Genomic DNA, 21,542 nt, shown 5'->3' with positions numbered 1-21,542 from the left:
CACGCTCGTGACCCATGGAACTTAACAGCGTTAAGGGGGATCGCCCGATGCGTCCAGGTAAGGACATCGACGTTCTGATCGTCGGCGCCGGCCCGACCGGCCTCGCCCTCGGCATCGACCTGGCCCGGCGCGGAGTGGACGCGCTGCTCGTGGAACGGGCCGAGGGGCTGTTTCCCGGCTCACGCGGCAAGGGCATCCAGCCGCGCACGATGGAGGTCTTCGACGACCTGGGCGTGCTCGACGCGATCCGCGCCGCGGGTGGCGGCTATCCGGTCGGGATGATCTGGCAGGACGGCGAACGGATGGGCGAGCACCAAATGTTCGACCCGGCCGAGGTGACGGAGGACTCGCCGTACACCGAGCCGTGGATGGTGCCGCAGTGGCGGACGCAGGAGATCCTCCTCGCGCGGCTGCAGGAGCTGGGCGGGAAGGTCGCCTTCGGCCGGGAGGTCGTGGGGGTGACGCAGGACGCGCAGGGCGTGACCGCGCACTTCGCGGGCGGCGAGAGCGTCCGTGCGCGGTACCTCGCCGCCGCCGACGGGGGCCGTTCGGCGGTGCGGCGGGCCCTCGGTGTCGGCATGACCGGGGAGAGCGTCGACCCGAGCCCGATGATGGTGGCGGACGTCAGGATCACGGGCCTGGACCGCGACAACTGGCACATCTTCCCGCCGCGGGGGGAGGGCGAGGGCTTCCTGGCCATCTGCCCGCTGGCGGGTACGGAGGACTTCCAGGTCGTGGCCCGGTTCGCGGAGGGGGCGTCGGTGGACGTCACCCTGGAGGGCATACGCAAGGTCGTCGCGGCCCGGTCCCACCTCGCCCCCGAGGACGTGACCGAGGTGCGCTGGGCCTCGGACTTCCGGCCGCGGGCCGCTCTGGCGGACCGGTTCCGGGACGGGCGGGTGTTCCTCGCGGGCGACGCGGCGCACGTCCATTCACCGGCGGGCGGGCAAGGGCTCAACACCAGCGTGCAGGACGCCTACAACCTGGGGTGGAAGCTGGGGGCGGTACTGCGGGACGGGGCGGACGCCGCTCTGCTGGACACGTACGAGGAGGAGCGGCGCCCCATCGCCGCCGACATGCTCGGCCTGTCGACCGGGGTCCACCGTGGGGAGGTACGGCGCGGCGAGGCCACCCGCCAACTCGGCCTGGGCTACCGCGAGTCGACCCTCACGGAGGAGACACGGGCGACACCGGGTCCGGTACGGGCGGGTGATCGCGCCCCCGACGGCACACTGGGCGGCGTACGCCTCTTCGACGCGTTCCGGGGGCCGCACTGGACGTTGGTGGCGGTGGGCATGGAGGCGCCGGAGGTTCCGGAGACGGTTCGGGTGGTCCGGGGGCGGGCGCAGGAGTCGTACGGCAGCGGGCTGTTCCTTGTGCGGCCGGACGGTTATGTGGGGTGGGCCGGGGGCCAGGCGGCCGGGCTTGTGGGCTACCTGGGCCGGTTCGGGCTTCGTTAGTCGTCGCCGTCGAGGAGGGTGTCTACGGAGAGGTCGGGGGTGACGCCGACGGATTCGGGAACGGGGACGGCTTGGCCTCGCTTGTAGCGGGCGGGGTCGGGGTACTTGCCGTCAGTCGGGTTCCGGTAGAGAAGGACCTCGTCGTGTTTGCGGTCGGCGACAAGGTAAACGGGGATGTTTGCCCGCGCGTAGATGTCGACCTTGGTGGCCGTGTCATTGGTCCAGTTGGAGGAGGTCACCTCCAACACCAGACGGAACACGTGTGGCGCGTAGCAGTTCTTCTCGACGAGTGCGTCTTTGTAGTCGTCGTCTACGACAGAGAAGTCCGGCACTGCGTAATCGTCCGGCCCGGTCGGCAGCCACAAGCCGATGCCCTGCACGTATCTGAGCCCCGCCTGCCTGGCCTTGATCCGCAGAAACTCCTCGATGAGCCAGGTCAGCGTCTCTTGGTGCGCCCCATCCGGCGGTGGTGTCACAACAATGCTCCCGTTGAGGATCTCCACCCGGTGCCCGGGCAGCTCCTCCCAGAGCCGGTCGGCAGCATCGGCAAGCGACGACTCGTGCAGCATCACAGCCACGGCACCCTCCTTTCGGGAACACCCTCCACGAGCGTAACCGGGGGCGGGCGATTTCCGCCCTCGATCGCCCATTCGAGGGAATCGCCCAGCTCAGAAGGCATCCGAGGGAACGTAGGTGCCCCACACCTCGCGCAGGGCGTCGCACACCTCCCCCACAGTCGCCCGAGCCCGCAACGCCTCCCTCATCGGGTACAGCACGTTGTCCTCCCCCTCCGCCGCCTTCTTCAGGGCGTCGAGGGCCGTGTCCACCGCCCCCTGATCCCGCTCCGCCCGCAGCTTCGCGAGCCGTTCCGCCTGCTGGGCCTCGATGGCCGGGTCCACGCGGAGCGGCTCGTACGGCTCCTCCTCGTCCAGCTGGAAGCGGTTGACGCCGACCACGACCCGCTCACCGGAGTCGGTCTCCTGGGCGATCCGGTACGCGCTGCGCTCGATCTCGGCCTTCTGGAAGCCGTGCTCGATGGCCGCGACCGCACCGCCGAGGTCCTCGACCTTCCGCATGAGCTCCACCGCGGCCGCCTCGACGTCGTCGGTCATCTTCTCGATGACGTACGAGCCCGCGAAGGGATCGACCGTCGCCGTCACGTCCGTCTCGTATGCCAGCACCTGCTGGGTCCGCAGGGCGAGGCGGGCGCTCTTGTCGGTCGGCAGCGCGATCGCCTCGTCGAAGGAGTTGGTGTGCAGGGACTGCGTACCGCCGAGGACCGCCGCGAGGCCCTGGACGGCGACGCGCACCAGGTTCACCTCGGGCTGCTGGGCGGTCAGCTGCACGCCCGCCGTCTGCGTGTGGAAGCGCAGCATCAGGGACTTGGGGTTCTGCGCGCCGAACTCCTCCCGCATCACCCTGGCCCAGATCCTGCGCGCCGCGCGGAACTTGGCGACCTCCTCCAGGATCGTCGTACGGGCCACGAAGAAGAAGGACAGGCGGGGCGCGAAGTCGTCGACGTCCATGCCCGCCGCCACCGCCGTGCGGACGTACTCGATGCCGTCGGCGAGGGTGAAGGCGATCTCCTGCACGGGCGAGGCACCCGCTTCGGCCATGTGGTAGCCGGAGATCGAGATCGTGTTCCACTTGGGGATCTCGGCCTGGCAGTACTTGAAGATGTCGGCGATCAGGCGGAGGGATGGCTTCGGCGGGAAGATGTACGTCCCGCGCGCGATGTACTCCTTCAGCACGTCGTTCTGGATGGTGCCGGTCAGCTTGTCGGCACTGACGCTCTGCTCCTCCGCGACCAGCTGGTAGAGGAGCAGGAGCAGGGCCGCGGGGGCGTTGATCGTCATCGACGTCGACACCTTGTCCAGCGGAATCCCGCCGAACAGCACCCGCATGTCGTCGATCGAGTCGATCGCCACGCCCACCTTGCCGACCTCGCCGTGCGCGATCGGCGCGTCGGAGTCGTGGCCCATCTGGGTGGGCAGGTCGAAGGCGACGGAGAGGCCCGTCGTGCCGTGTGCGATCAGGTCGCGGTAGCGGGCGTTGGACTCCCTCGCCGTGCCGAAGCCCGCGTACTGACGCATCGTCCAGGGACGGCCGGTGTACATCGTGGGGTAGACGCCTCGGGTGAAGGGATACGCGCCGGGCTCCCCGAGCTTCTCGGACGCGTCCCAGCCGTGCAGCGCGTCCGGCCCGTAGACCGGCTCGATGGGCAGTCCGGACTCCGACTCGCGCGCCATGGTGTTCCTCCGTGTCGCCGTTCACCGCTGTGTCCCACCATGCCCCGTAGTTCGCAACCGGTCACCCGCGGGGAACATCTCAGGTGACATCAGGGCGGTCGGGGGCGGCCGCGGTGAGACGCCGGGGGTCGGGATGCGTACCAGGGGCATGGGGAGATCGACTGCCGTACTCGCCGCGGGTGCCGCGCTCGTGGCGCTGTGCGGCTGCACGGTCCAGGGCCAGGACGGAGAGCGGCGGTCGCCCGTGCGCATAGAGCTGCCGGACGGCACCCCGTCGCCCAGGTCGGCCCCGCCCGACGACAGACCCGGCGCTCCGGACCCGCCCGCGGCACCGGCCGTGCTGTGGTCGCGGGGCGACGAGGGCCGTGACATACGGGAGCTCCAGGCCCGGCTGCGGCAGATCGCCTGGCTCTTCGACGGGCCGACCGGGACCTACGACGACCTGACCGAACAGGCGGTCAGGGGCTTCCAGGGAAAGCGGGGACTGCCGAAGACGGGAAGGACGGACGAGGTCACCTGGCGTCGGCTGCTGAAGATGACCCGCGAACCCGGCAAGTGGGACCTGTATCTGATGGGCGGCCAGCCGGCCGACGCGCCGGACGCGCGGTGCCTGACCGGCCGGGTGCTGTGCGTCAGCAAGACGAGCCGGACGCTGCGCTGGATGATCGACGGACGGACGGTCCTGACCGTGCCGGTGCGGTTCGGGTCGCAGTACACACCGACACGGGAAGGTGTGTTCAGCATCTATTGGAAGTCCCGGCACCATGTGTCGACGCTCTATGACTCACCGATGCCGTACGCGATGTTCTTCAGCGGTGGCCAAGCGGTGCACTACTCGTCCGACTTCGCGGCGACGGGCTACGCCGGCGCCTCGCACGGCTGCGTCAACGTACGGGACGAGCGGGCGATCGCGGAGATGTTCGCCCAGGTGAGGACCGGCGACAAGGTGGTCGTCCACTGGTGAGGCCGGACGCGGATGTGGGGCGCGGGCGGGACCGGGGGAACGTGTCCCGCCCGCGCCGATGCACGAGCCGCAGGTACGGGGGGAACCCCGGCTCTGTGCGACGGCCGATGACCAGTCGGCTCACTCAGTTCAGCGCCACGGGGGCCGAAAGTGTCACTCCTGGCGCGAGGAATTTTGAAGAGCCGACATAATCGCAGGTCAGCGACTTGCGGGGGCCCGCTCCGGTTCTCAGAGCGCGCCGGACGACGCGTTCGCCGTCACGGGCGCCGGCGCGGCGAGGCGATCCGGTACCAGCGCGGTCACGACGGTCGGGGCGTGCGCGGCGCCGAGCGTGCGGGGATCCTGCCGGCTGCCGTCGCCGTCGCGTCCGGGGTCGCCGCCACGGCCGTGACCGGAGTGGCCGGCGCCGTGCGAGCCTCCGGGGCGGTTGCCGTGGTGGCCCTTGCCGCCCCGGTCGCCGGAGTCGTCCTCGTCCTGGCTCCTGCCCCGGTCCCTCTCCCGGTCCCGGTCACGCTCCTTGTCCCGCTGCGCCCCGGTACCACCGACGGCGAGGTCCAGGACCTTCTTGCAGTACTTGGGCACCCGCTGGGAGCCGCCGGCCGCACCCTCCAGGTCACGGCGGCGGTCGAGGGAGAGCTGTCTGCCGTCACGCATGTCGCGGCAGGACGAGGCGAGGTCCTGCCACCGGCCGTCGGACGACCCGCCGTGCTCCTCGCCGGCATCGTCGCCGTCGCCGCTGGGACCACCGGGTGCCGTGTCCCGGTTGCCGCCGGAGCCCGTGGAGCCCGGCGAGGCGCCCTCGCCGGTGCCGCCGTCGCGCTCGGTGCTCCGCGGCCGGGGTGAGACGAGCGTCCGTTCATGCGGAGCCGGTGCAGAGACCGTGGCGGCCGGGCGAGCCGGTTCCTCCCCGCCGAACGGCGTCGGCAGGACTCCGGTTCCGGCCGCGACCGCGACCCCGCCGACCATGCCGACGGCCAGTGCGGCGGCGAGGGCGAGGCGCAGGGGACGGCCCCGGCGGGGGCGGCGGGCGGCCGGGGCGGACCGGCCGATCCGGACGAGCCCGCCGTCGAGGGCGGGCGAGGCGCCCGGTGCGGAGCGGTGGCCGACCGGCATGGCAACGTCGTCATGACCCGCGCGCGCCGCGCGGAACGCCGCCAACGCGGCGGCCTCTCCGGGCAGTTCCGTGCTGCTCAGCGGAGGTTCGACGGTCAGCGACTCAAGGGTCTTGGCGAGGCGTTCGGCCTGGTCGCGATCGGCCGCGTCGACAGCTTCGAGTGACTCTCCGCGCAGCAAACGCTCCGCCGTTTCGCGGTCCAGCCACCTGTACTGCTCGTCGGCCATCACACATCCTTCTGCGTCCGCGAACGCGTCTGCGTCACACTCGCGGACGTCACCGCGCGGCCGCGCGGTTCTCGCTGGGGAGGCAGGGCGTCGAGCACCCCGGTCGATTCCGGATCGTCGCCGAGCAGCTCGGCGAGCCGCTTCAGGCCACGGTGCGCGGCCGTCCGTACGGCACCCGGCCGCTTGCCGAGCGTCTCCGCGGCCGTCTTGGCGTCGAGCCCCACGACCACGCGCAGGACGACGGCTTCGGCCTGGTCCTGCGGCAGCCGTGCGATGAGGGAGAGGGTGCCGTCGGTGGCCAGGGCCTCCATGGCCTCTCCCGCGGTGTCGGACTCGGCCGCCTTCCCGGTCAGCTCCGTCTCGTCGCCGCCGATCGCGGGGCGGCGGCCGCGCATGCGTATGTGGTCCAGGGCGCGGTTGCGGGCTATTCGGGCGGCCCAGCCGCGGAAGCGGTCCGCGTCCCCGCTGAAGCGCTCCAGGTCGCGCGCTATCTGCAGCCACGCCTCCGACGCGACGTCCTCGGCGTCGGGATCGCCGACCAGCGTCCGTACGTACCCGAGCAGCCGCGGGTGCACGGAGCGGTACACAGTCCGGAACGCGGTCTCGTCCCCGTCCTGCGCCGCAAGCACCGCGGCGGTCAGCTCCGCGTCGTCCCCCAGCACTGGATACCTCAAATTGATGGTCGCGGCATGAAGACCGCAGGTCGTTGCGGTGGTCTTACACCCTCCGCGTCCGGCGCGAAAGGCACGTTACGGCCTGAAAGCGCTGCTCGTCCATGTCCGTACAACATGCAACTACCCGGGAAACGGGGAATGTGTCCCTTCGGGTGTGACAGAAAACGCAGTCACGGCGCTGTAGAGAGTACGGGCCGCCGCGCGGCCCGTGCCGCGCGACGGCCGGGGCCTCTCCTGTGGGGGGTGGCGGCCCCGGCCGTCGCCTCGGCGCCGGCGATCGGTGCGAGCGGTGACCGCGGGAGCGGTGAACGCAGGGACGCACTGCGACTGCGACTGCGACTGCGACTGCGACTGCGACACGTAACCCGGGCGTGGGCCGCGGGGTCAGCCCTTCTTCTCCGAGCTCTGGTCAGAGTTCTGCCCCGAGTCCCTTTCGGAACTCTGCTCCGAGCTGTTCTCGGGATTCTGCTCCGCGTTCCTGTCGGAGCTGTTCTCCTGGCTGTCCTCCGGGCTGTTCTCGGCACCCTCGCCCGGCGCCTGCTCACCCTCGCGGTCCTGCTCGCCCCCGCGGTCCTGCCCGTTCTGGGGCGCCCCGCTCCCGTCCGGCGCCTGGCTCGGCCCGGTCTTGGCGGCCGCGAGCTGCTCGGCGCAGTACGCCTTCACCTTGTCGGCACCGCCCGCCGCACTGACGAGGCGCTCCCAGGCCGCCGCGTCCAGGGCGTTCCCGCGCTCCTCGACCTGGCTGTAGGCACGGCACCTGGCCTCGGTGTCCTGAGCGGTGGAGGGGTGGGCCGGCTTCCCGGCATCGGACGGCCCGGCGGAGTCCCCGGCGGCAGGACGGTCGGGGGCGCCGGACGACGAGGCGGCCCGGCCCCTGTCGCCGGCGGAGGTGTCGGGCGCGTCGGCCGAGCCGATCGCGGCGACGGCCACTCCGCCCAGCGTGAGGCTCACGGCGAACAGGGAGAGCAGGGTCTTCACCGAGCGCGCGAGACGTCGTTGCTCACGGGGCCGCCAGTCGTCCCGGCGCCGGGTGCCGGTCTGAGCAGCCCTCGCCGCCCGGGCGGCCCGGAACGCGGCCACCGCACGCTGCTCGCCCTCGGTGTCCGGGCGGTGCCCGCGCAGCACGGCGGCGACGAGCAGCGCCTCCAGCTCGGCCTCGTCCAGCGCCAGGGCCGGGCCGGGGCCGGAGACCCTGCCGTCAGGGTGCACACGCCGACGGCCGGTGGACCCACCGCCGCTCTGCTGTTCACCCATGTCCGTTCCCGTTCCTGTCCGACCTTGCCCGATGTGCCCCTGGGGGCGTTGCGCGGTCTCCGGGCCTTTCCTGGCCGGAGAAGCACACGTGACCTGTGTGACCCATGTGACGGCTGTGGCTCACGAGTCCCGTAGCCCTGTACGTCACCAGGACGCCGTACGACTCATCGTTCGCTCCGCTCGCTTCAGCGAAGCGCCGCTGCGCCGCTCGCGCCGCTCGGGCCGCCGCCGTCACCCACACTGTTCATTTCGATTCCCCCAGCGTCCGGGGGCCGTCTTCCGTCACACCTTCGACGCCCAGCTGTTTGGCAAGGCGCTTCAGACCCCGGTAGGCGGCCGTCCGCACCGCGCCCGGGCGCTTGCCGAGGACGCGTGCCGCGGCGGGCGCGTCGAGACCGACGACGACCCGCAGCAGCACGGCCTCCGCCTGGTCCCGCGGCAGGCCGCGGACCAGCTCCAGGGCGTACTCCGTGGACAGCGACTCCAGTGCCTGGTCGTACGTGCTGTGCGGACCCGGAAGATCCAGCACGTCCTGTTCCAGCGCCGACGAGCGGGGCCGCACCTTCTGCCGGCGCAGATGGTCCAGTGCCCGGTGCCGGGCGATGGTCGCGCTCCAGCCCCGGAACCCGGCTCCGTCGCCCTTGAACCGGCCGAGGTCCCGGGCGATCTCCAGCCAGGCGTCGGACGCCACGTCCTCCGCGTCGTTGCCGACCAGGCCCCGCAGATACCCGAGCAGTCCCGGCTGCACCAAGCGGTACGCGACCGCGAAGGCAGCCTCGTCACCGTCCTGGGCCCGCGCGACGGCCGCGCCCAATTCCCCGTCGTAGGCGTGCACCCGACGGGGTTCCCCTCCTCGGCCCAAGAACTGTCCTCGTCCGTACCGGTTCGTAGCGAATCCGCACCTTCGGGTACGGCCACCCTTGCCCACGCTCCTCCACGGTCAACAGCGCTCGGGCTCACAGAAGTGTCACAGGGCACGCCTCGCCCGCCCCCGGCTACAACCATCGCGGCCCATCGGCAGTCAGAGACGCCGTGACGCCATGGGAGCCGTGTGACGGCCCCGTCACGGCAATGGCATACGATGCGCGCGTTTCGCATAAAGTTCCCATAAGAGGATGTACACGTCATGGCAATCCGTGCCCCTTATCGTTCCCTTCGCGGCATTTCCGCCGCCGTCGCACTGCTCGCGATCGGCGCGGCGGGCTGCTCGGATGTCTCGGATGCCGTCGACAGCGCCAAGGACGGCGCGAAGAAGGTGGCCCGTCAGCGGTCCGTGTTCACGCTGAACGTCGGGGACTGCTACAACCCGAACACCAAGGGCGAGGGCGAGGAGATACTCGTCGAGATCGTGCCCTGCGACGAGGCACACGCGGGCCAGGTCGTGGCCGACTTCCAGATCACCGGAGTGAAGAAGTACCCCGGCGAGGCCGAGGTTTCGGCGATCGCCGACAAGCGCTGCCCGGTCGAGGCGAACAAGTACGCCCCGGACACCTGGGCGCTCTCCAAGGGGGTCTCCCTCTTCTACTACACGCCGACCCAGCAGAGCTGGCAGACCGGCGACCGTGCCGTGAGCTGTACGTACACCAAGGAGTCGGGCAAGTTCACCGGCTCACTGGCCGGCAAGTCCCTCAAGCCGGAGCAGAAGACGTATCTGAACGGCTCGAACGCGGTCTACGACGCGCTGTGGGCGAACCAGCCCGAGAAGGAGACCGTCGAGGAGGACCTGCCCGGTTACAAGGCGCAGGCCAAGGCCGTCGCCGCCGCTCTGGAGAAGCACCTCGCCGGCCTGGACGGCATCGAGGGCGCGGAGGTCGGCAAGCTGCGCGAGCAGCTGAAGAAGACCGCCGCGCAGTGGAAGAAGGCGGCGAACGCCGCCGACACCGACACGTTCTACATCGCCTACGACCCGGCCTTCACCGGCATCGACCCGAACAAGACGGTCGCCGCCCGCAAGGAGCTGGGCCTGGCCACCACCGTCCCGGCCGACGAGGCCGAGGTCTGGGCGGGCTGACGCCCGAGAAGAGGCGGGGCCATGTCCGACACGGACGTGGCCCCGCTTTCTCGTGGCCCCACACCGTCGTGGCCCCACCACCTCATGGCCCCACCACCTCGTGGCCCCGAGCTCCCCGTCGGCTCGCCACGAACGCATGCGCGAGTGACGTTTTGTGATCACCATGCGCTGGTCCTGATGCCACCTGTGTGACAGGTGATGCTTTCGTGACCATTTCCTAGGGGTGGGACAGTTGAGTCCTAGCAGGACCCGTGCGTACAAACCGCTCAGTCTCAAGAGACGCGCCTGGCTGACGCTGGGAGCCGTCGTGCTCAGCGGCGCCGGCGTCGTCACGTACGCCATCGCGGACCAGCCGGCGCCGGCGGACGCCGAGGCGGGCGGCCGCGAGCCGTCCGTGCACACGCTGAAGCTGAAGGACCGTGGCTCCGGCCGCAAGGGCCTGGCGAAGCAGGAGACCAGCCGGTTCAGCGCGGTGGTGCTGACCTGGAACGACCCCCAGGCCGGCGCCCAGGGCACCCCCGAGGTGCGCACCCGGGACCTCAGGACCGGCAAGTGGTCCGGCTGGCAGCGAGTGACCGTCGAGCCCAGCCAGGCCGACGGCGCCGAGGGCGAGCGGGCCGCCCTGCGCGGTGGCACGGAGTCGGTGTGGACCGGTGACGCCGACGGCATCGAGGTGCGGATCGTCGACGCGGACGGCACCGAGGCCGGAGGCCAGCCGGCCGGCATGGACGTCAAACTGCTCGACCCGGGCACCGACCCGCGGGACGAGTTGAAGCCGGCCGCGTTCGCGGCGGAGGAGACCGCCGAGCCCACGACCGCGGCGCCCACGACCGAGTCCCCGGTGCCGACCGACCCGCCCACGACACCCGGAGAGCCGACGCCGACCGACACCCCCACCACGCCGGGAGAGCCGACGCCGACCGGTTCCGGCACGCCCACCGACTCGGCGTCCCCGACCGCCTCCCCGACCCCGACCTCCACCGTCCCCGCCCCCCGGCCGTCGACGGTCGTCAAGCCGCCGGTCATCACCCAGACCGAGTGGGGCGCGTCGACCGAGTACGACGGCACCCCGGAATACGGCAGCGAGATCAAGGCCGCCGTCATCCACCACACCGGCGTCGACAGCGACAACACCCTGTCCTGCGCCGAGTCCCGGGCACGGCTGCGTTCCATCCAGCAGGCGCACATCAGCCAGGGCTACTTCGACATCGGCTACAACTTCGTCGTCGACAAGTGCGGCCAGATCTTCGAGGGTCGCAGCGGCGGCATGGAACTGCCGGTGACCGGCGCCCACGACGCCGGGTTCAACACCGACACGGTCGGCATCTCGTACATCGGCAACTTCGAGACGGCCGCGCCGAGCCGCGCCGGCATGGACGCGATCTCCCGGATCGTGGCCTGGAAGTTCGGGATGTACGGCATCGACCCGACCGGCAAGGTCACACTGACGTCCGGAGTCCCGCAGGGCTACAGCGGCAACAAGATCCCGCAGGGCACGTCCGTCACCCTGCCCCGGGTCCTCGGCCACCGGGACACCAACTCCACGGCCTGCCCGGGCGCCAACCTCTACCCCAAGCTCAGCCGGATCGCCCAGGTCGCCAAAGCCCCGGGCATCTCGCACGCCCTCGCCACCTCGGACTTCGACCGTGACGGCATCAGCGACCTGGTCGCCGGCACGCCCCGCGCGCTGAGCAACGGCGGCACCCTCACCGTCCTCCCGGGCGGCATCGACGGCCCGGTCACCGCGGCCAAGGTGACGCTCACCCAGAACAGCACCGGCGTCCCCGGCTCCCACGAGTCCGGCGACAACTTCGGCGCCGCCACCGCATGGGGCGACGTCAACGGCGACGGCTACGCCGACCTCGCCATCGGTGCGCCCGGCGAGGACGACACCAGCGGCCACGCCGACCGCGGCTCGGTCACGGTGCTCTACGGCCCGGCGCTCGGCTCCGGGTTCTCGTACACCACGTCGGGCAGTGTCACGGCGACCGGCGCCAAGCTCGGTTCGACGGTCACCGTCGGCGACTTCAACGGCGACGGCAAGGCGGACGTGTTCGCGGCCGGCACCGGCAAGGGCGGCAACTGGCACGCGCGGCTCACCGGCGGCGCCACCGCGGCCGGCACGCTCACCACGGCCACCGGCTCCGTCGCCCATCTGGACGCCGCGACCGGCGACTTCAACCGGGACGGCTACGCGGACGTCGCCCTGAACTACCGCGACACCGGCGGCATCGGCCGGATCGTCCGCTTCGCCGGCTCGGCGACCGGCCTCACCAAGGCCGGCGTGCTCTCCGTCAAGGGCGGCCGTTCCCTCGCCGCGGGCGACGTGAACGGCAACGGCTACGACGACATCGTCATCGGCCAGCCGGTGGCCGCCGAGTCGGGCGGCAGGTCCGGCGGCCAGATCACCATGGTCCCGGGCACGTCCACCGGCTTCACCACCACCGGCATGACCACGATCCACCAGGACACGACGAACGTCGCGGGCGGCAACGAGTCCGGTGACGACTTCGGCGCCTCCGTCTCGGTCGGCGACTACAACGCCGACGGCTTCGCCGACGCCCTCACCGGCGTTCCCGGCGAGGACTTCCCGCGTGGCGGCGTGAACCAGTCCGACGCGGGTGACGTGCTGCTGGTCAAAGGCACCGCCTCCGGCCTCACCGGCACCGGCTCGATCCGTATCTCGCAGGAGACGTCCGGCGTCCCGGGCACCGCGGAGGGCGGCGACCTGTTCGGCTCCGCGGTCTCTCTGACCGACCTGTCCGGCTACGGGCGCGCCGACCTGACACTCGGCGCGCAGGGCGAGGACGGCACGGACGGCATCGTCCTGTACCTCCCGAGCAACAGCACGGGCCTCGGCTACAGCCAGGCGGTCATCTACAGCAAGACCGTGCTGGGCACGCCGACGGACGCCCACCTCGGCCAGACGCTGACGCCATGACCGCCGGGTGAAAGCCGAACCGGCCGGGGTCCCGCCCATTCACGGGACCCCGGCCGGATTCCGTCGGCCCGCCCTACCGCACGGACCCGCCCTGCGTGGCGTCCCGGCACAGCAGCCGCAGCGAGCCGTCACCCGCGAAGCACCGGCGGGCCTCGTCGATGGGATCCCACAGTCGCCCGTCGGGCGTACGGATCCAGTGGTCGCCGCCGGACGCCCACCACTCGGCGCCCGTCTGACGGGCGATCACCTCACCGGCGTACGCGCCGAGTCCGCGCAGCGTGGTCTCGACGGCGGCGTACGGCGTTCCCTCGCCGCGCAGTTGGTCGATCATCCGGTCGACCCGCCACAGGCTCTGCGCCGAGTAGTCGAGCCTCAGCCGCGCCCCCTCACGCATCACCGACACGGCGTCCGCCGCCCACCGCACCGGCTTCGTCGCAGCTGAGGGCCTGGTCTCCGCTTGAGTCGTCACATACTTGGCAGCGCGGCCCGGTCACTTTTCGTCACGCGGATCCCCGGGCTGCCCAGGACCGGTGCAGGACCGCCGCACCCCGCCCCCAGGACGGTCACAGGACTCCCCCAGCGGCCGGGTTTACCCGGGAGTGACGCTTCGCCGCCGCCGTGCGCTCCTGTCACTGATGAGCATGTACTTCCATCTCCGCGCCGTGCCACCCTCGGCCCTGCGCAACAGCGCCTCCTGGTTCCAGCGCCTGTTCGAGGACGACTGGAACACCGTGCGGGACCGGATCGGCCGGCACCGCGAGGAAGTGCTCGACAAGCAGTACGGCGATGTCGAGCTCCTCTACTGCGGTGCTCCTCCGCACCATGCGCCGGAGGGCCCCCGGACCCAGGTGGTCCTGGGCGGTCACCCGCTGTCCCACACGGACGCGTCCCAGCCGCCGTTCCTGCTGCTCACCGCGGCCCAGGTGACCGGGGTCGCCGCGTACCTGAGCGCGTCCGACTTCGACGACCTGTGGCAGCGCGCGCGCACGAAGCTGCTGCGGCCGTACCGCCTGTCCGACGCGGAGCCCGAGGTCCGCGGCCTCTTCGCCGCGACGCACCGCGACCTGACCGCCTTCTACGCGCAGTCGGCGCACCACGGCGACGCGGTGGTCAAGTGGCTGGTGAGCTGACCACGCCGGAGGCGACGGCGCCTCAGCCCCGCCCCCGGGCACGCCGGGACACCACCGCCCGCAGCACCCGGCGCCCCTCCGTCGACACCTCCAGTGCCCGGCGCAGTCCGCCCGCGCCATGCCCGGCGAGCAGTTCCAGGACGCTGATCTGCCGGCGCAGTTCGGCGGCGACGAGCGGTGACATGCCCTCCGTACGCCCGCCGACGGGAGCCCCGCCCGCGCGCACCGAGTCGAGCGCCTGCGCACCCGCGGGGGGCGCATCGCCTTCCGCGGGGTCCAGGAGCCGGTGTATCTGCAGGGCGGCGACCGAGCAGGCGTCGGCCCAGATCCGCGCCTCCGCGGCGGACCGTACGACGGGGGCGGCGGCCAGCATCCGCCGGGCGAGCAGCGCGGCCTCGTCCTCGGCGCCCTCGTCGTCCACGACCTCGGCGACGCCCAGCTTCGCGCGCACCTGGTCCAGCAGCTCGCCCCACTCGGCCGGGTCGCCGACCGCCGCGAGGTTCGCCCACAGGGGTCTGAGCACCTCGTCGTCCCCGCCCAGCAGGGGCACGCACCGATCCAAACAAGCCAACCCGCTGGCGGCCAATCCGCGTTCGTCGGCCTGAGCGATCAGTTCCACCAGGCTCATCCACGCCTCCCTTAGCGGGTCGTCTTCGAGGGTCTGGGTCCCCGCGCAGGACCCGAACGGGCCCGTTCCTTAACGGAGCCCGCACTTCCCCTTACTGCGTGCAACGGCCCCGGATTGTCACAGCGGCACCACACCGAGCCGGTCGAGCAGCCGGAAGAAGAGGTTTTCGGCCAAAGGATCCGCTTCAGCGGTGAGTACGTCGACCAGCGAGTCGGCGTTCACCTCGTGCCCCGCCTCGGCCGCCCAGGCGACGGCCCGCGCGGCGGCGTCTTCCGGTTCGAGGAAGTAGTCCTCCAGGGTGAGTCCCGCGCCCTCCTCGCCCGCGCCGTCGCCGTCCCCGGCGCCGAGGTGGGCGGCCATGGCGGCCCGCCCCAGGCAGGTCGTCCACGCCCCGCTCTCCGGCGCCGCCGCCTCCACCACCACCGAGGCGCTGTCCATGACGTAGCCGAAGAGCGCGGGCGCCCCGGTCTCGCGGGCCAGGTCGTTCATGTTCCCGATCCCGCCGTCACCGCTCGGGTACTCCCACACCTGCCAGCCGCCCGGAGCCCGGCCGCGCAGGGTCATGCCCCCGGCATCCGACAGCGCGTCCAGCTCCGCCAGCGACCGCTCGTCCCGGCCCACGACGAAATAGCCCCAGTAGCCCATTCGCGGATCCCCCCGGCTGTTCGGTTCGCCTCGGGCCGAATACACCACAGTCGTACGGGGGTTCGCAGCCGTATGGGCCGATCCGCAGCTCAGCCGAGCCGGTCCGCGAGCTCCCTGAAGCGCTCCCAGGACAGCTCGGGCCGCCCCTCGTCCCACAGCTTCTGTGCCGTCGCCCGCAGCGGCATCCTGATCCCGGCCGCGACCTGGGCCTGCGTCTGTGAGTTCGCGAGGTCGCACCAGACCGCGAAGGACCCGCCGAGGATCTGGTCGTCGTACGTGGCCGGCACGGCCGTGGTCCCGCGTACGACCCGCGGCGTCCACTGCTCGTAGATCCGCCGTCCCGTCGGATAGACGAAGGTCTGCGGCTCCCCGAGCACGTAGTAGAGGAACTCGTCGTTGTAGTTGATCAGCTTGCGCCCGGCACGCAGGTACTCCACCGGCACCCGCGCGCCGATCTCCTTGCCGGTCCAGTACGCCACCTGGATGTCCTTGTCCGGCTGGACGGAGGTGTTCCGGAAGAACCCGTCGTTCCACGCCCTCGGCGTGCGGTCGTGGGCACGGACGGTGGCGGCGCGGTCGTTGAGCCACTTGGTGGTCAGGTCGGCGACGGTCCCGCCGGCTCCGAACTCCTCGCGCGCGGCTGCCGCGAGCTGCGGATAGGCCGCCTGCGGGTCGGACACGGTCAGCGCCTGGTACTCGTCGCCGCCGAGATGCCACTGGTCGCCGGGGAACAGAGCGGCGTACTCGTCGAGCAGGTCGTCGACGATCCGCGCGGACTTCGGGTCGGAGATGTCGATGGCCCCGCGCGTGGCGACACCCGACGCGTTCCGCAGCTGGAGGTCGGGGTGCGCGGCGATCACCGCCCCGAGGTGTCCGGGCGAGTCGATCTCGGGCACGACGGTGATGTGCCGGGCGGCCGCCAGCTCGACGATCTTTTTGACCTGGGCCTTGGTGAGGTGCTGCCGCGAGACGACCTCGGGGTGCGAGTCGGACTCGACACGGAAGCCCTGGTCGTCGGAGAAGTGCAGCCCGAGCTGGTTGAACTTCAGGTCGCCCAGCTCCCGCACCCGGTCCTCGATCCAGTCCGCGGTGAAGTGCTTGCGGGCGATGTCGAGCATGAACCCGCGCACCGGCTTGGCCGGCTCGTCGCGCACGACGCCCTCCGGCGCCGTACCCCCGCCCTGCACCGCCTGCTTCAGCGTCCGGGTCCCGTAGAAGACCCCCGCCTGCCCCGGCCCGCTGACGGTCACGCGCCCGCCGCGCACGGTCATGGTGTACGACTCCGGGTTCGCGCCCCGGTCACCGCCCAGCGTCAGCCGTACGTCCCCGGCACGCGCGTCGTCCTTCTCACCGGCGTACGTCAGCCCCAGCTCACCGGCGACGAGCCGCCCCTCGTCGGCGAGATCGGCGTCGCCCACCACGACGCGCTGCCCGCGCGCGGGACGCCAGCCGGGCCCGCGCTCGGCCGTGTGGGCACCGACGGCGGGGATGGTCTGCGGAGTCTTCGACAGCGGGTACGACCGGCTGGGCGTCGGCGTGGGGGCGCCGGGCCGCTTCGGAGCCGACGGGGAGACGTCGCCTGCCGCGCCCGGCGTGGATCGCCCTTGCTCCGAGGCCGCGGACCCGCTGTCGTCGGTGGTCGCCAGGAGTCCGAGGCTCACCCCGGCGGCGACCGTCACGACGACCACCGCGACGATCAGCGCCCAGGTCTGCTTGAGCGCTTTCTTCGCCGGTTGCCGGCGCCTGTGCTTGTGCTGGCTCACGGCGCCAACCTAGGCCCTGTGAGCTCGGCCGGGCGTCCACCACACGTTCCGAAACTCTCCCGTTCGACTGAAATTCGGGCATCCGTCGGACACCTCACGTCCACACTCGATAACGTGGCGCCACTCCTCTCCCAAAATCCTCTGCCGAAACCCACGTGACGCCCACACACCTTCCTGGCCGAGTGGCCATACCGTCGCTCCCCGAGCAGACCCGCACTCCACCGTCTCCGAACGCGCTGGAGTCCTTCAACACCGCCTCCGCCGACGAGGTGAAGCGGACCCTCCTCACCTGCCTGCACAGCGTCCGCTGGGCCATCCGCATCGCGGACCACCGCCCGTATCCGGACGTCGACTCCCTCTTGGCCGCGTCGGACGAGGCGGCGTACGACCTGTCGCCGGCTGATCTGACGGAGGCGCTGGCAGGAGAAACGTTGCCTGTGCTGCCGGAAGGGGTCTACGGGGCGGCCCATACGGCACTCAACGCGGCAAACGCCGCATATGAGGCCAAGTTCGGCCACGCCTTCGTCATCTGCCTGGACGACCTGCCACCGGCGGAGGCCCTGGACCACGTTCTGCACGCCATCCGGTCTCGATTGGCGAACGATCCGGACGACGAGCGAGCCCTGACGGCAGAGGAACTGCGGCGCCTCGCGAAGGGGCGGTTGGTGCGCGCCCTCAGGGGCGCGGGGAACCGCGCGACCAGCCCCAACGGCACCGCACCCGGCAGATAACCGCACACACTTTCCCATTAGCCGCCAATCACCCATCCGCGTGCCAGTTTGATCACACCACCTGCCCCCCGCTCAGCCCAGCGGCAGCGCATGGCTACGATGCTGGGGGCCGGTGGACCGTACCCGGCCGGGCCCGACCGACAGCACAAGCCGGCGCGGCCCCAATCCCCGCTCCCGGAGGAACTTCCGTGCCGGCTGGAACGCTGTACCGCGGCCGGGAAGGAATGTGGTCCTGGGTGGCTCACCGAGTCACCGGCGTCCTCATTTTCTTCTTCCTGTTCGTTCACGTGCTGGACACCGCCCTCGTCCGTGTCTCCCCCGAGGACTACGACAAGGTCGTAGCCACGTACAAGACGCCGATCGTCGCGCTGCTGGAGTACGGCCTCGTCGCCGCCATCCTCTTCCACGCGCTCAACGGCCTGCGCGTCATCGCCGTCGACTTCTGGTCCAAGGGCCCGCGCTACCAGAAGCACATGCTCTGGTCCGTCGTCGGCCTGTGGGTCGTGCTGATGATCGGGGCGATCTACCCCGTGCTCGGCCACGCCGCTCGTGAACTGTTCGGGAGCTGACGCGCATGTCCATCACTGAGAAGACCGCGTCCGGGATCGGCCCCGTCGAGGGCGGCTCGGTCTACAACGTCGACAACCCGGCCCCGTTCATCGAGGCCCCGCGCAAGCGCACCAAGAAGACCCCGCGGTCCACCCGCGGCAACTTCGAGATGGCCGCCTGGCTGTTCATGCGCCTGTCCGGCATCGTCCTCGTCGTCCTGGTCATCGGCCACCTGCTGATCCAGCTCGTGCTGGACGGCGGCGTCTCCAAGATCGGCTTCGCCTTCGTGGCCGGCCGCTGGGCGTCCCCGTTCTGGCAGGTCTGGGACCTGCTGATGCTCTGGCTCGCGATGCTGCACGGCGCCAACGGCCTGCGTACGGTCATCAACGACTACGCGGAGCGCGCGAACACCCGGCTGTGGCTGAAGGGCCTGCTCTACACCGCCACGGTGTTCACCATCCTGCTGGGCACGCTGGTGATCTTCACCTTCGACCCGAACATCCGCTAGGCACGGGGCTGAGGCAACCACTCATGAAGATCCACAAGTACGACACCGTCATCGTCGGCGCCGGTGGCGCGGGCATGCGCGCGGCCATCGAGTCGACGAAGCGCAGCCGCACCGCCGTGCTGACCAAGCTCTACCCCACCCGCTCCCACACGGGCGCCGCGCAGGGCGGCATGGCCGCCGCGCTGGCCAACGTGGAGGAGGACAACTGGGAGTGGCACACCTTCGACACGGTCAAGGGCGGTGACTACCTGGTCGACCAGGACGCCGCCGAGATCCTGGCGAAGGAGGCCATCGACTCCGTCCTCGACCTGGAGAAGATGGGCCTGCCGTTCAACCGCACGCCCGACGGCACGATCGACCAGCGCCGCTTCGGCGGTCACAGCCGCAACCACGGCGAGGCCCCGGTCCGCCGGTCCTGCTACGCCGCGGACCGCACCGGCCACATGATCCTCCAGACGCTCTACCAGAACTGCGTCAAGGAGGGCGTGGAGTTCTTCAACGAGTTCTACGTCCTGGACCAGCTGATCACCGAGGTCGACGGCGTCAAGAAGTCGGCCGGTGTCGTCGCCTACGAACTGGCGACCGGTGAGATCCACGTCTTCCAGGCGAAGGCCGTGATCTACGCCTCCGGCGGCTGCGGCAAGTTCTTCAAGGTGACGTCGAACGCGCACACGCTGACCGGTGACGGCCAGGCCGCGGTCTACCGCCGGGGTCTGCCGCTGGAGGACATGGAGTTCTTCCAGTTCCACCCGACCGGCATCTGGCGCATGGGCATCCTGCTGACGGAGGGCGCCCGCGGTGAGGGCGGCATCCTCCGCAACAAGGACGGCGAGCGCTTCATGGAGAAGTACGCGCCGGTCATGAAGGACCTCGCGTCCCGTGACGTCGTCTCGCGCTCCATCTACACGGAGATCCGCGAAGGCCGCGGCTGCGGCCCCGAGGGCGACCACGTCTACCTGGACCTCACCCACCTCCCGCCGGAGCAGCTGGACGCCAAGCTGCCCGACATCACGGAGTTCGCGCGGACGTACCTCGGCATCGAGCCCTACACGGACCCGATCCCGATCCAGCCCACGGCCCACTACGCGATGGGCGGCATCCCGACCAACGTCGAAGGTGAGGTCCTGGCGGACAACACCACCGTGGTCCCCGGCCTGTACGCGGCCGGCGAGGTCGCGTGTGTGTCCGTGCACGGCGCCAACCGCCTGGGCACCAACTCGCTGCTGGACATCAACGTCTTCGGCCGCCGGGCGGGCATCGCGGCGGCGGAGTACAGCCAGCGGGCCGACTTCGTCGAGCTGCCGGAGGACCCGGCGCGGCTGGTGATCGACCAGGTCGAGCGGCTGCGCAGCTCCACCGGCACCGAGCGGGTGGCGACCCTGCGCAAGGAGCTCCAGGAGACCATGGACGCCAACGTCATGGTGTTCCGTACGGAGCAGACGATCAAGACGGCCGTGGAGAAGATCGCGGAGCTGCGCGAGCGCTACAGGAACGTCTCGATCCAGGACAAGGGCAAGCGGTTCAACACGGACCTGCTGGAGGCCATCGAGCTCGGCAACCTGCTCGACCTGGCCGAGGTCATGGCGGTCTCCGCGCTGGCCCGCAAGGAGTCCCGCGGCGGTCACTACCGCGAGGACTACCCCAACCGCGACGACGTCAACTTCATGCGCCACACCATGGCGTACCGCGAGGTGGGTGACGACGGCTCCGAGACCGTCCGTCTCGACTACAAGCCGGTCGTCCAGACCCGCTACCAGCCGATGGAGCGTAAGTACTGATGGCTACCCCCGTTATGGACAAGGCCGAGGCTCAGTCCGCGGCCTCCCCGTACATCACGGTCACGTTCCGGGTCCGCCGCTTCAACCCGGAGGTCTCGGCCGAGGCCACGTGGGAAGACTTCCAGCTGGAGATCGACCCCAAGGAGCGTGTCCTCGACGGCCTCCACAAGATCAAGTGGGACCTGGACGGCACGCTGACCTTCCGCCGCTCCTGCGCCCACGGCATCTGCGGCTCGGACGCGATGAGGATCAACGGCAAGAACCGTCTCGCCTGCAAGACCCTCATCAAGGACATCAACCCCGAGAAGCCGATCACGGTCGAGCCCATCAAGGGCCTGACGGTCCTGAAGGACCTGGTCGTGGACATGGAGCCGTTCTTCCAGGCGTACCGGGACGTCATGCCCTTCCTCATCACGAAGGACACCAACGAGCCCACGCGCGAGCGTCTGCAGACGGCCGAGGACCGTGAGCGCTTCGACGACACGACGAAGTGCATCCTCTGCGCCGCCTGCACGTCCTCCTGCCCGGTCTTCTGGAACGACGGCCAGTACTTCGGTCCGGCGGCCATCGTCAACGCGCACCGCTTCATCTTCGACTCGCGTGACGAGGCCGGCGAGCAGCGCCTGGAGATCCTCAACGACAAGGACGGCGTCTGGCGCTGCCGGACGACCTTCAACTGCACGGACGCCTGCCCGCGCGGTATCGAGGTCACGAAGGCGATCGCCGAGGTGAAGCGGGCGCTGATCACGCGCCGCTACTGAGGCCGTTCTCGGTACGGCTTCCCGTACGGATGTGAGGGCCCCTCTTCCCGGGCCGGTACCCGGGAAGAGGGGCCCTTCGGCATGGGCTCACACGTTCGAGTGGACGCGATCGTTCCGGACGGGCGGGCGGTGCCCGGCCTACGATGATGCTCTCG

At 70.8% G+C, this 21,542-nt stretch carries 20 protein-coding genes; 10 read left to right on the top strand and 10 right to left on the bottom strand.

The features are described 5' to 3' along the window. Positions 1-47: 47 nt before the first annotated feature. A complete protein-coding gene (locus ACWCPI_RS07395; RefSeq protein WP_451037164.1) occupies positions 48-1,460 on the top strand; it encodes an FAD-dependent oxidoreductase in 1,413 nt (470 codons plus the stop codon). Here the strand turns inward: ACWCPI_RS07395 and ACWCPI_RS07390 are convergent. Further along, entirely contained in the window at positions 1,457-2,029 is a 573-nt protein-coding gene (locus ACWCPI_RS07390; protein ID WP_451037207.1) for a Uma2 family endonuclease, read from the bottom strand. The two genes, ACWCPI_RS07395 and ACWCPI_RS07390, sit on opposite strands and share 4 nt — an antisense overlap. A gap of 99 nt (positions 2,030-2,128) precedes the next feature. Further along, positions 2,129-3,709: an acyl-CoA mutase large subunit family protein gene (locus ACWCPI_RS07385; RefSeq protein WP_451037163.1), complete on the bottom strand. Its 1,581-nt coding sequence runs from the start codon at positions 3,707-3,709 to the stop codon at positions 2,129-2,131. A gap of 148 nt (positions 3,710-3,857) precedes the next feature. Between ACWCPI_RS07385 and ACWCPI_RS07380 the strand changes: the two genes are divergently transcribed. Further along, a complete protein-coding gene (locus ACWCPI_RS07380; RefSeq protein ID WP_451037162.1) occupies positions 3,858-4,673 on the top strand; it encodes a L,D-transpeptidase family protein in 816 nt (271 codons plus the stop codon). Positions 4,674-4,901: 228 nt separating this feature from the next. Here the strand turns inward: ACWCPI_RS07380 and ACWCPI_RS07375 are convergent, their stop codons facing one another. The 4 genes from ACWCPI_RS07375 to ACWCPI_RS07360 all read right to left on the bottom strand — a co-directional run bounded on the left by ACWCPI_RS07375 (position 4,902) and on the right by ACWCPI_RS07360 (position 8,804). After that, entirely contained in the window at positions 4,902-6,014 is a 1,113-nt protein-coding gene (locus tag ACWCPI_RS07375) for a hypothetical protein (protein WP_451037161.1), read from the bottom strand. Continuing rightward, positions 6,014-6,676, bottom strand: coding sequence for an RNA polymerase sigma factor (locus ACWCPI_RS07370; RefSeq protein ID WP_388810084.1), 663 nt, complete (start codon positions 6,674-6,676; stop codon positions 6,014-6,016). The genes ACWCPI_RS07375 and ACWCPI_RS07370 overlap by 1 nt, the downstream gene beginning before the upstream one ends. Positions 6,677-7,072: 396 nt before the next feature. Beyond that, entirely contained in the window at positions 7,073-7,942 is an 870-nt protein-coding gene (locus ACWCPI_RS07365) for a hypothetical protein (RefSeq protein WP_451037160.1), read from the bottom strand. Between the two features lie 244 nt (positions 7,943-8,186). After that, positions 8,187-8,804, bottom strand: a complete 618-nt coding sequence (locus ACWCPI_RS07360) for an RNA polymerase sigma factor (RefSeq protein ID WP_451037159.1) — start codon at positions 8,802-8,804, stop codon at positions 8,187-8,189. 264 nt (positions 8,805-9,068) lie between these two features. Between ACWCPI_RS07360 and ACWCPI_RS07355 the strand changes: the two genes are divergently transcribed. Together ACWCPI_RS07355 and ACWCPI_RS07350 are read left to right on the top strand one after the other, a co-directional pair. Beyond that, entirely contained in the window at positions 9,069-9,953 is an 885-nt protein-coding gene (locus tag ACWCPI_RS07355) for a septum formation family protein (RefSeq protein WP_451037158.1), read from the top strand. A 307-nt stretch (positions 9,954-10,260) separates the two neighbouring features. Then, positions 10,261-12,894 carry an FG-GAP-like repeat-containing protein gene (locus tag ACWCPI_RS07350; protein WP_451037157.1) on the top strand — a complete coding sequence of 878 codons (2,634 nt, stop codon included), beginning with the start codon at positions 10,261-10,263 and terminating at the stop codon, positions 12,892-12,894. 73 nt (positions 12,895-12,967) lie between these two features. Here ACWCPI_RS07350 and ACWCPI_RS07345 read toward each other — a convergent pair whose 3' ends face one another. Next, positions 12,968-13,363 carry a hypothetical protein gene (locus ACWCPI_RS07345; RefSeq protein WP_451037156.1) on the bottom strand — a complete coding sequence of 132 codons (396 nt, stop codon included), beginning with the start codon at positions 13,361-13,363 and terminating at the stop codon, positions 12,968-12,970. A 166-nt stretch (positions 13,364-13,529) separates the two neighbouring features. On the opposite strand from ACWCPI_RS07345, the gene ACWCPI_RS07340 reads away from it, so the two are divergent. Further along, positions 13,530-14,024: a DUF1877 family protein gene (locus tag ACWCPI_RS07340; protein WP_451037155.1), complete on the top strand. Its 495-nt coding sequence runs from the start codon at positions 13,530-13,532 to the stop codon at positions 14,022-14,024. A 22-nt stretch (positions 14,025-14,046) separates the two neighbouring features. Here the strand turns inward: ACWCPI_RS07340 and ACWCPI_RS07335 are convergent, their stop codons facing one another. From ACWCPI_RS07335 to ACWCPI_RS07325, 3 genes are all read right to left on the bottom strand, one after another. Beyond that, positions 14,047-14,652 carry a hypothetical protein gene (locus tag ACWCPI_RS07335; protein WP_451037154.1) on the bottom strand — a complete coding sequence of 202 codons (606 nt, stop codon included), beginning with the start codon at positions 14,650-14,652 and terminating at the stop codon, positions 14,047-14,049. Between the two features lie 117 nt (positions 14,653-14,769). Continuing rightward, positions 14,770-15,297 (bottom strand): hypothetical protein, encoded by a 528-nt coding sequence (locus ACWCPI_RS07330; protein WP_451037153.1) that lies wholly within the window; start codon positions 15,295-15,297, stop codon positions 14,770-14,772. A gap of 89 nt (positions 15,298-15,386) precedes the next feature. Further along, positions 15,387-16,985 (bottom strand): beta-N-acetylhexosaminidase, encoded by a 1,599-nt coding sequence (locus tag ACWCPI_RS07325; RefSeq protein ID WP_451037206.1) that lies wholly within the window; start codon positions 16,983-16,985, stop codon positions 15,387-15,389. Positions 16,986-17,215: 230 nt separating this feature from the next. Here ACWCPI_RS07325 and ACWCPI_RS07320 point away from each other — a divergent pair, with 230 nt between their 5' ends. From ACWCPI_RS07320 to ACWCPI_RS07300, 5 genes are all read left to right on the top strand, one after another. After that, entirely contained in the window at positions 17,216-17,791 is a 576-nt protein-coding gene (locus ACWCPI_RS07320) for a 2-oxo-4-hydroxy-4-carboxy-5-ureidoimidazoline decarboxylase (RefSeq protein ID WP_451037152.1), read from the top strand. 188 nt (positions 17,792-17,979) lie between these two features. Further along, positions 17,980-18,360 (top strand): succinate dehydrogenase, cytochrome b556 subunit, encoded by a 381-nt coding sequence (gene sdhC, locus ACWCPI_RS07315; RefSeq protein WP_388809228.1) that lies wholly within the window; start codon positions 17,980-17,982, stop codon positions 18,358-18,360. Positions 18,361-18,365: 5 nt separating this feature from the next. Beyond that, positions 18,366-18,848, top strand: coding sequence for a succinate dehydrogenase hydrophobic membrane anchor subunit (locus ACWCPI_RS07310; RefSeq protein ID WP_451037151.1), 483 nt, complete (start codon positions 18,366-18,368; stop codon positions 18,846-18,848). 23 nt (positions 18,849-18,871) lie between these two features. Next, positions 18,872-20,626 carry a succinate dehydrogenase flavoprotein subunit gene (gene sdhA / locus ACWCPI_RS07305; protein WP_451037150.1) on the top strand — a complete coding sequence of 585 codons (1,755 nt, stop codon included), beginning with the start codon at positions 18,872-18,874 and terminating at the stop codon, positions 20,624-20,626. Continuing rightward, on the top strand, positions 20,626-21,387 hold the full coding sequence (locus tag ACWCPI_RS07300) for a succinate dehydrogenase iron-sulfur subunit (RefSeq protein ID WP_451037149.1): 762 nt from the start codon (positions 20,626-20,628) through the stop codon (positions 21,385-21,387). Before sdhA ends, ACWCPI_RS07300 begins: the two co-directional genes overlap by 1 nt. Positions 21,388-21,542: the final 155 nt, after the last annotated feature.

The organism is Streptomyces sp. NPDC001920 (assembly GCF_053594495.1).
This window is presented reverse-complemented; position numbering and strand designations above follow the sequence as displayed.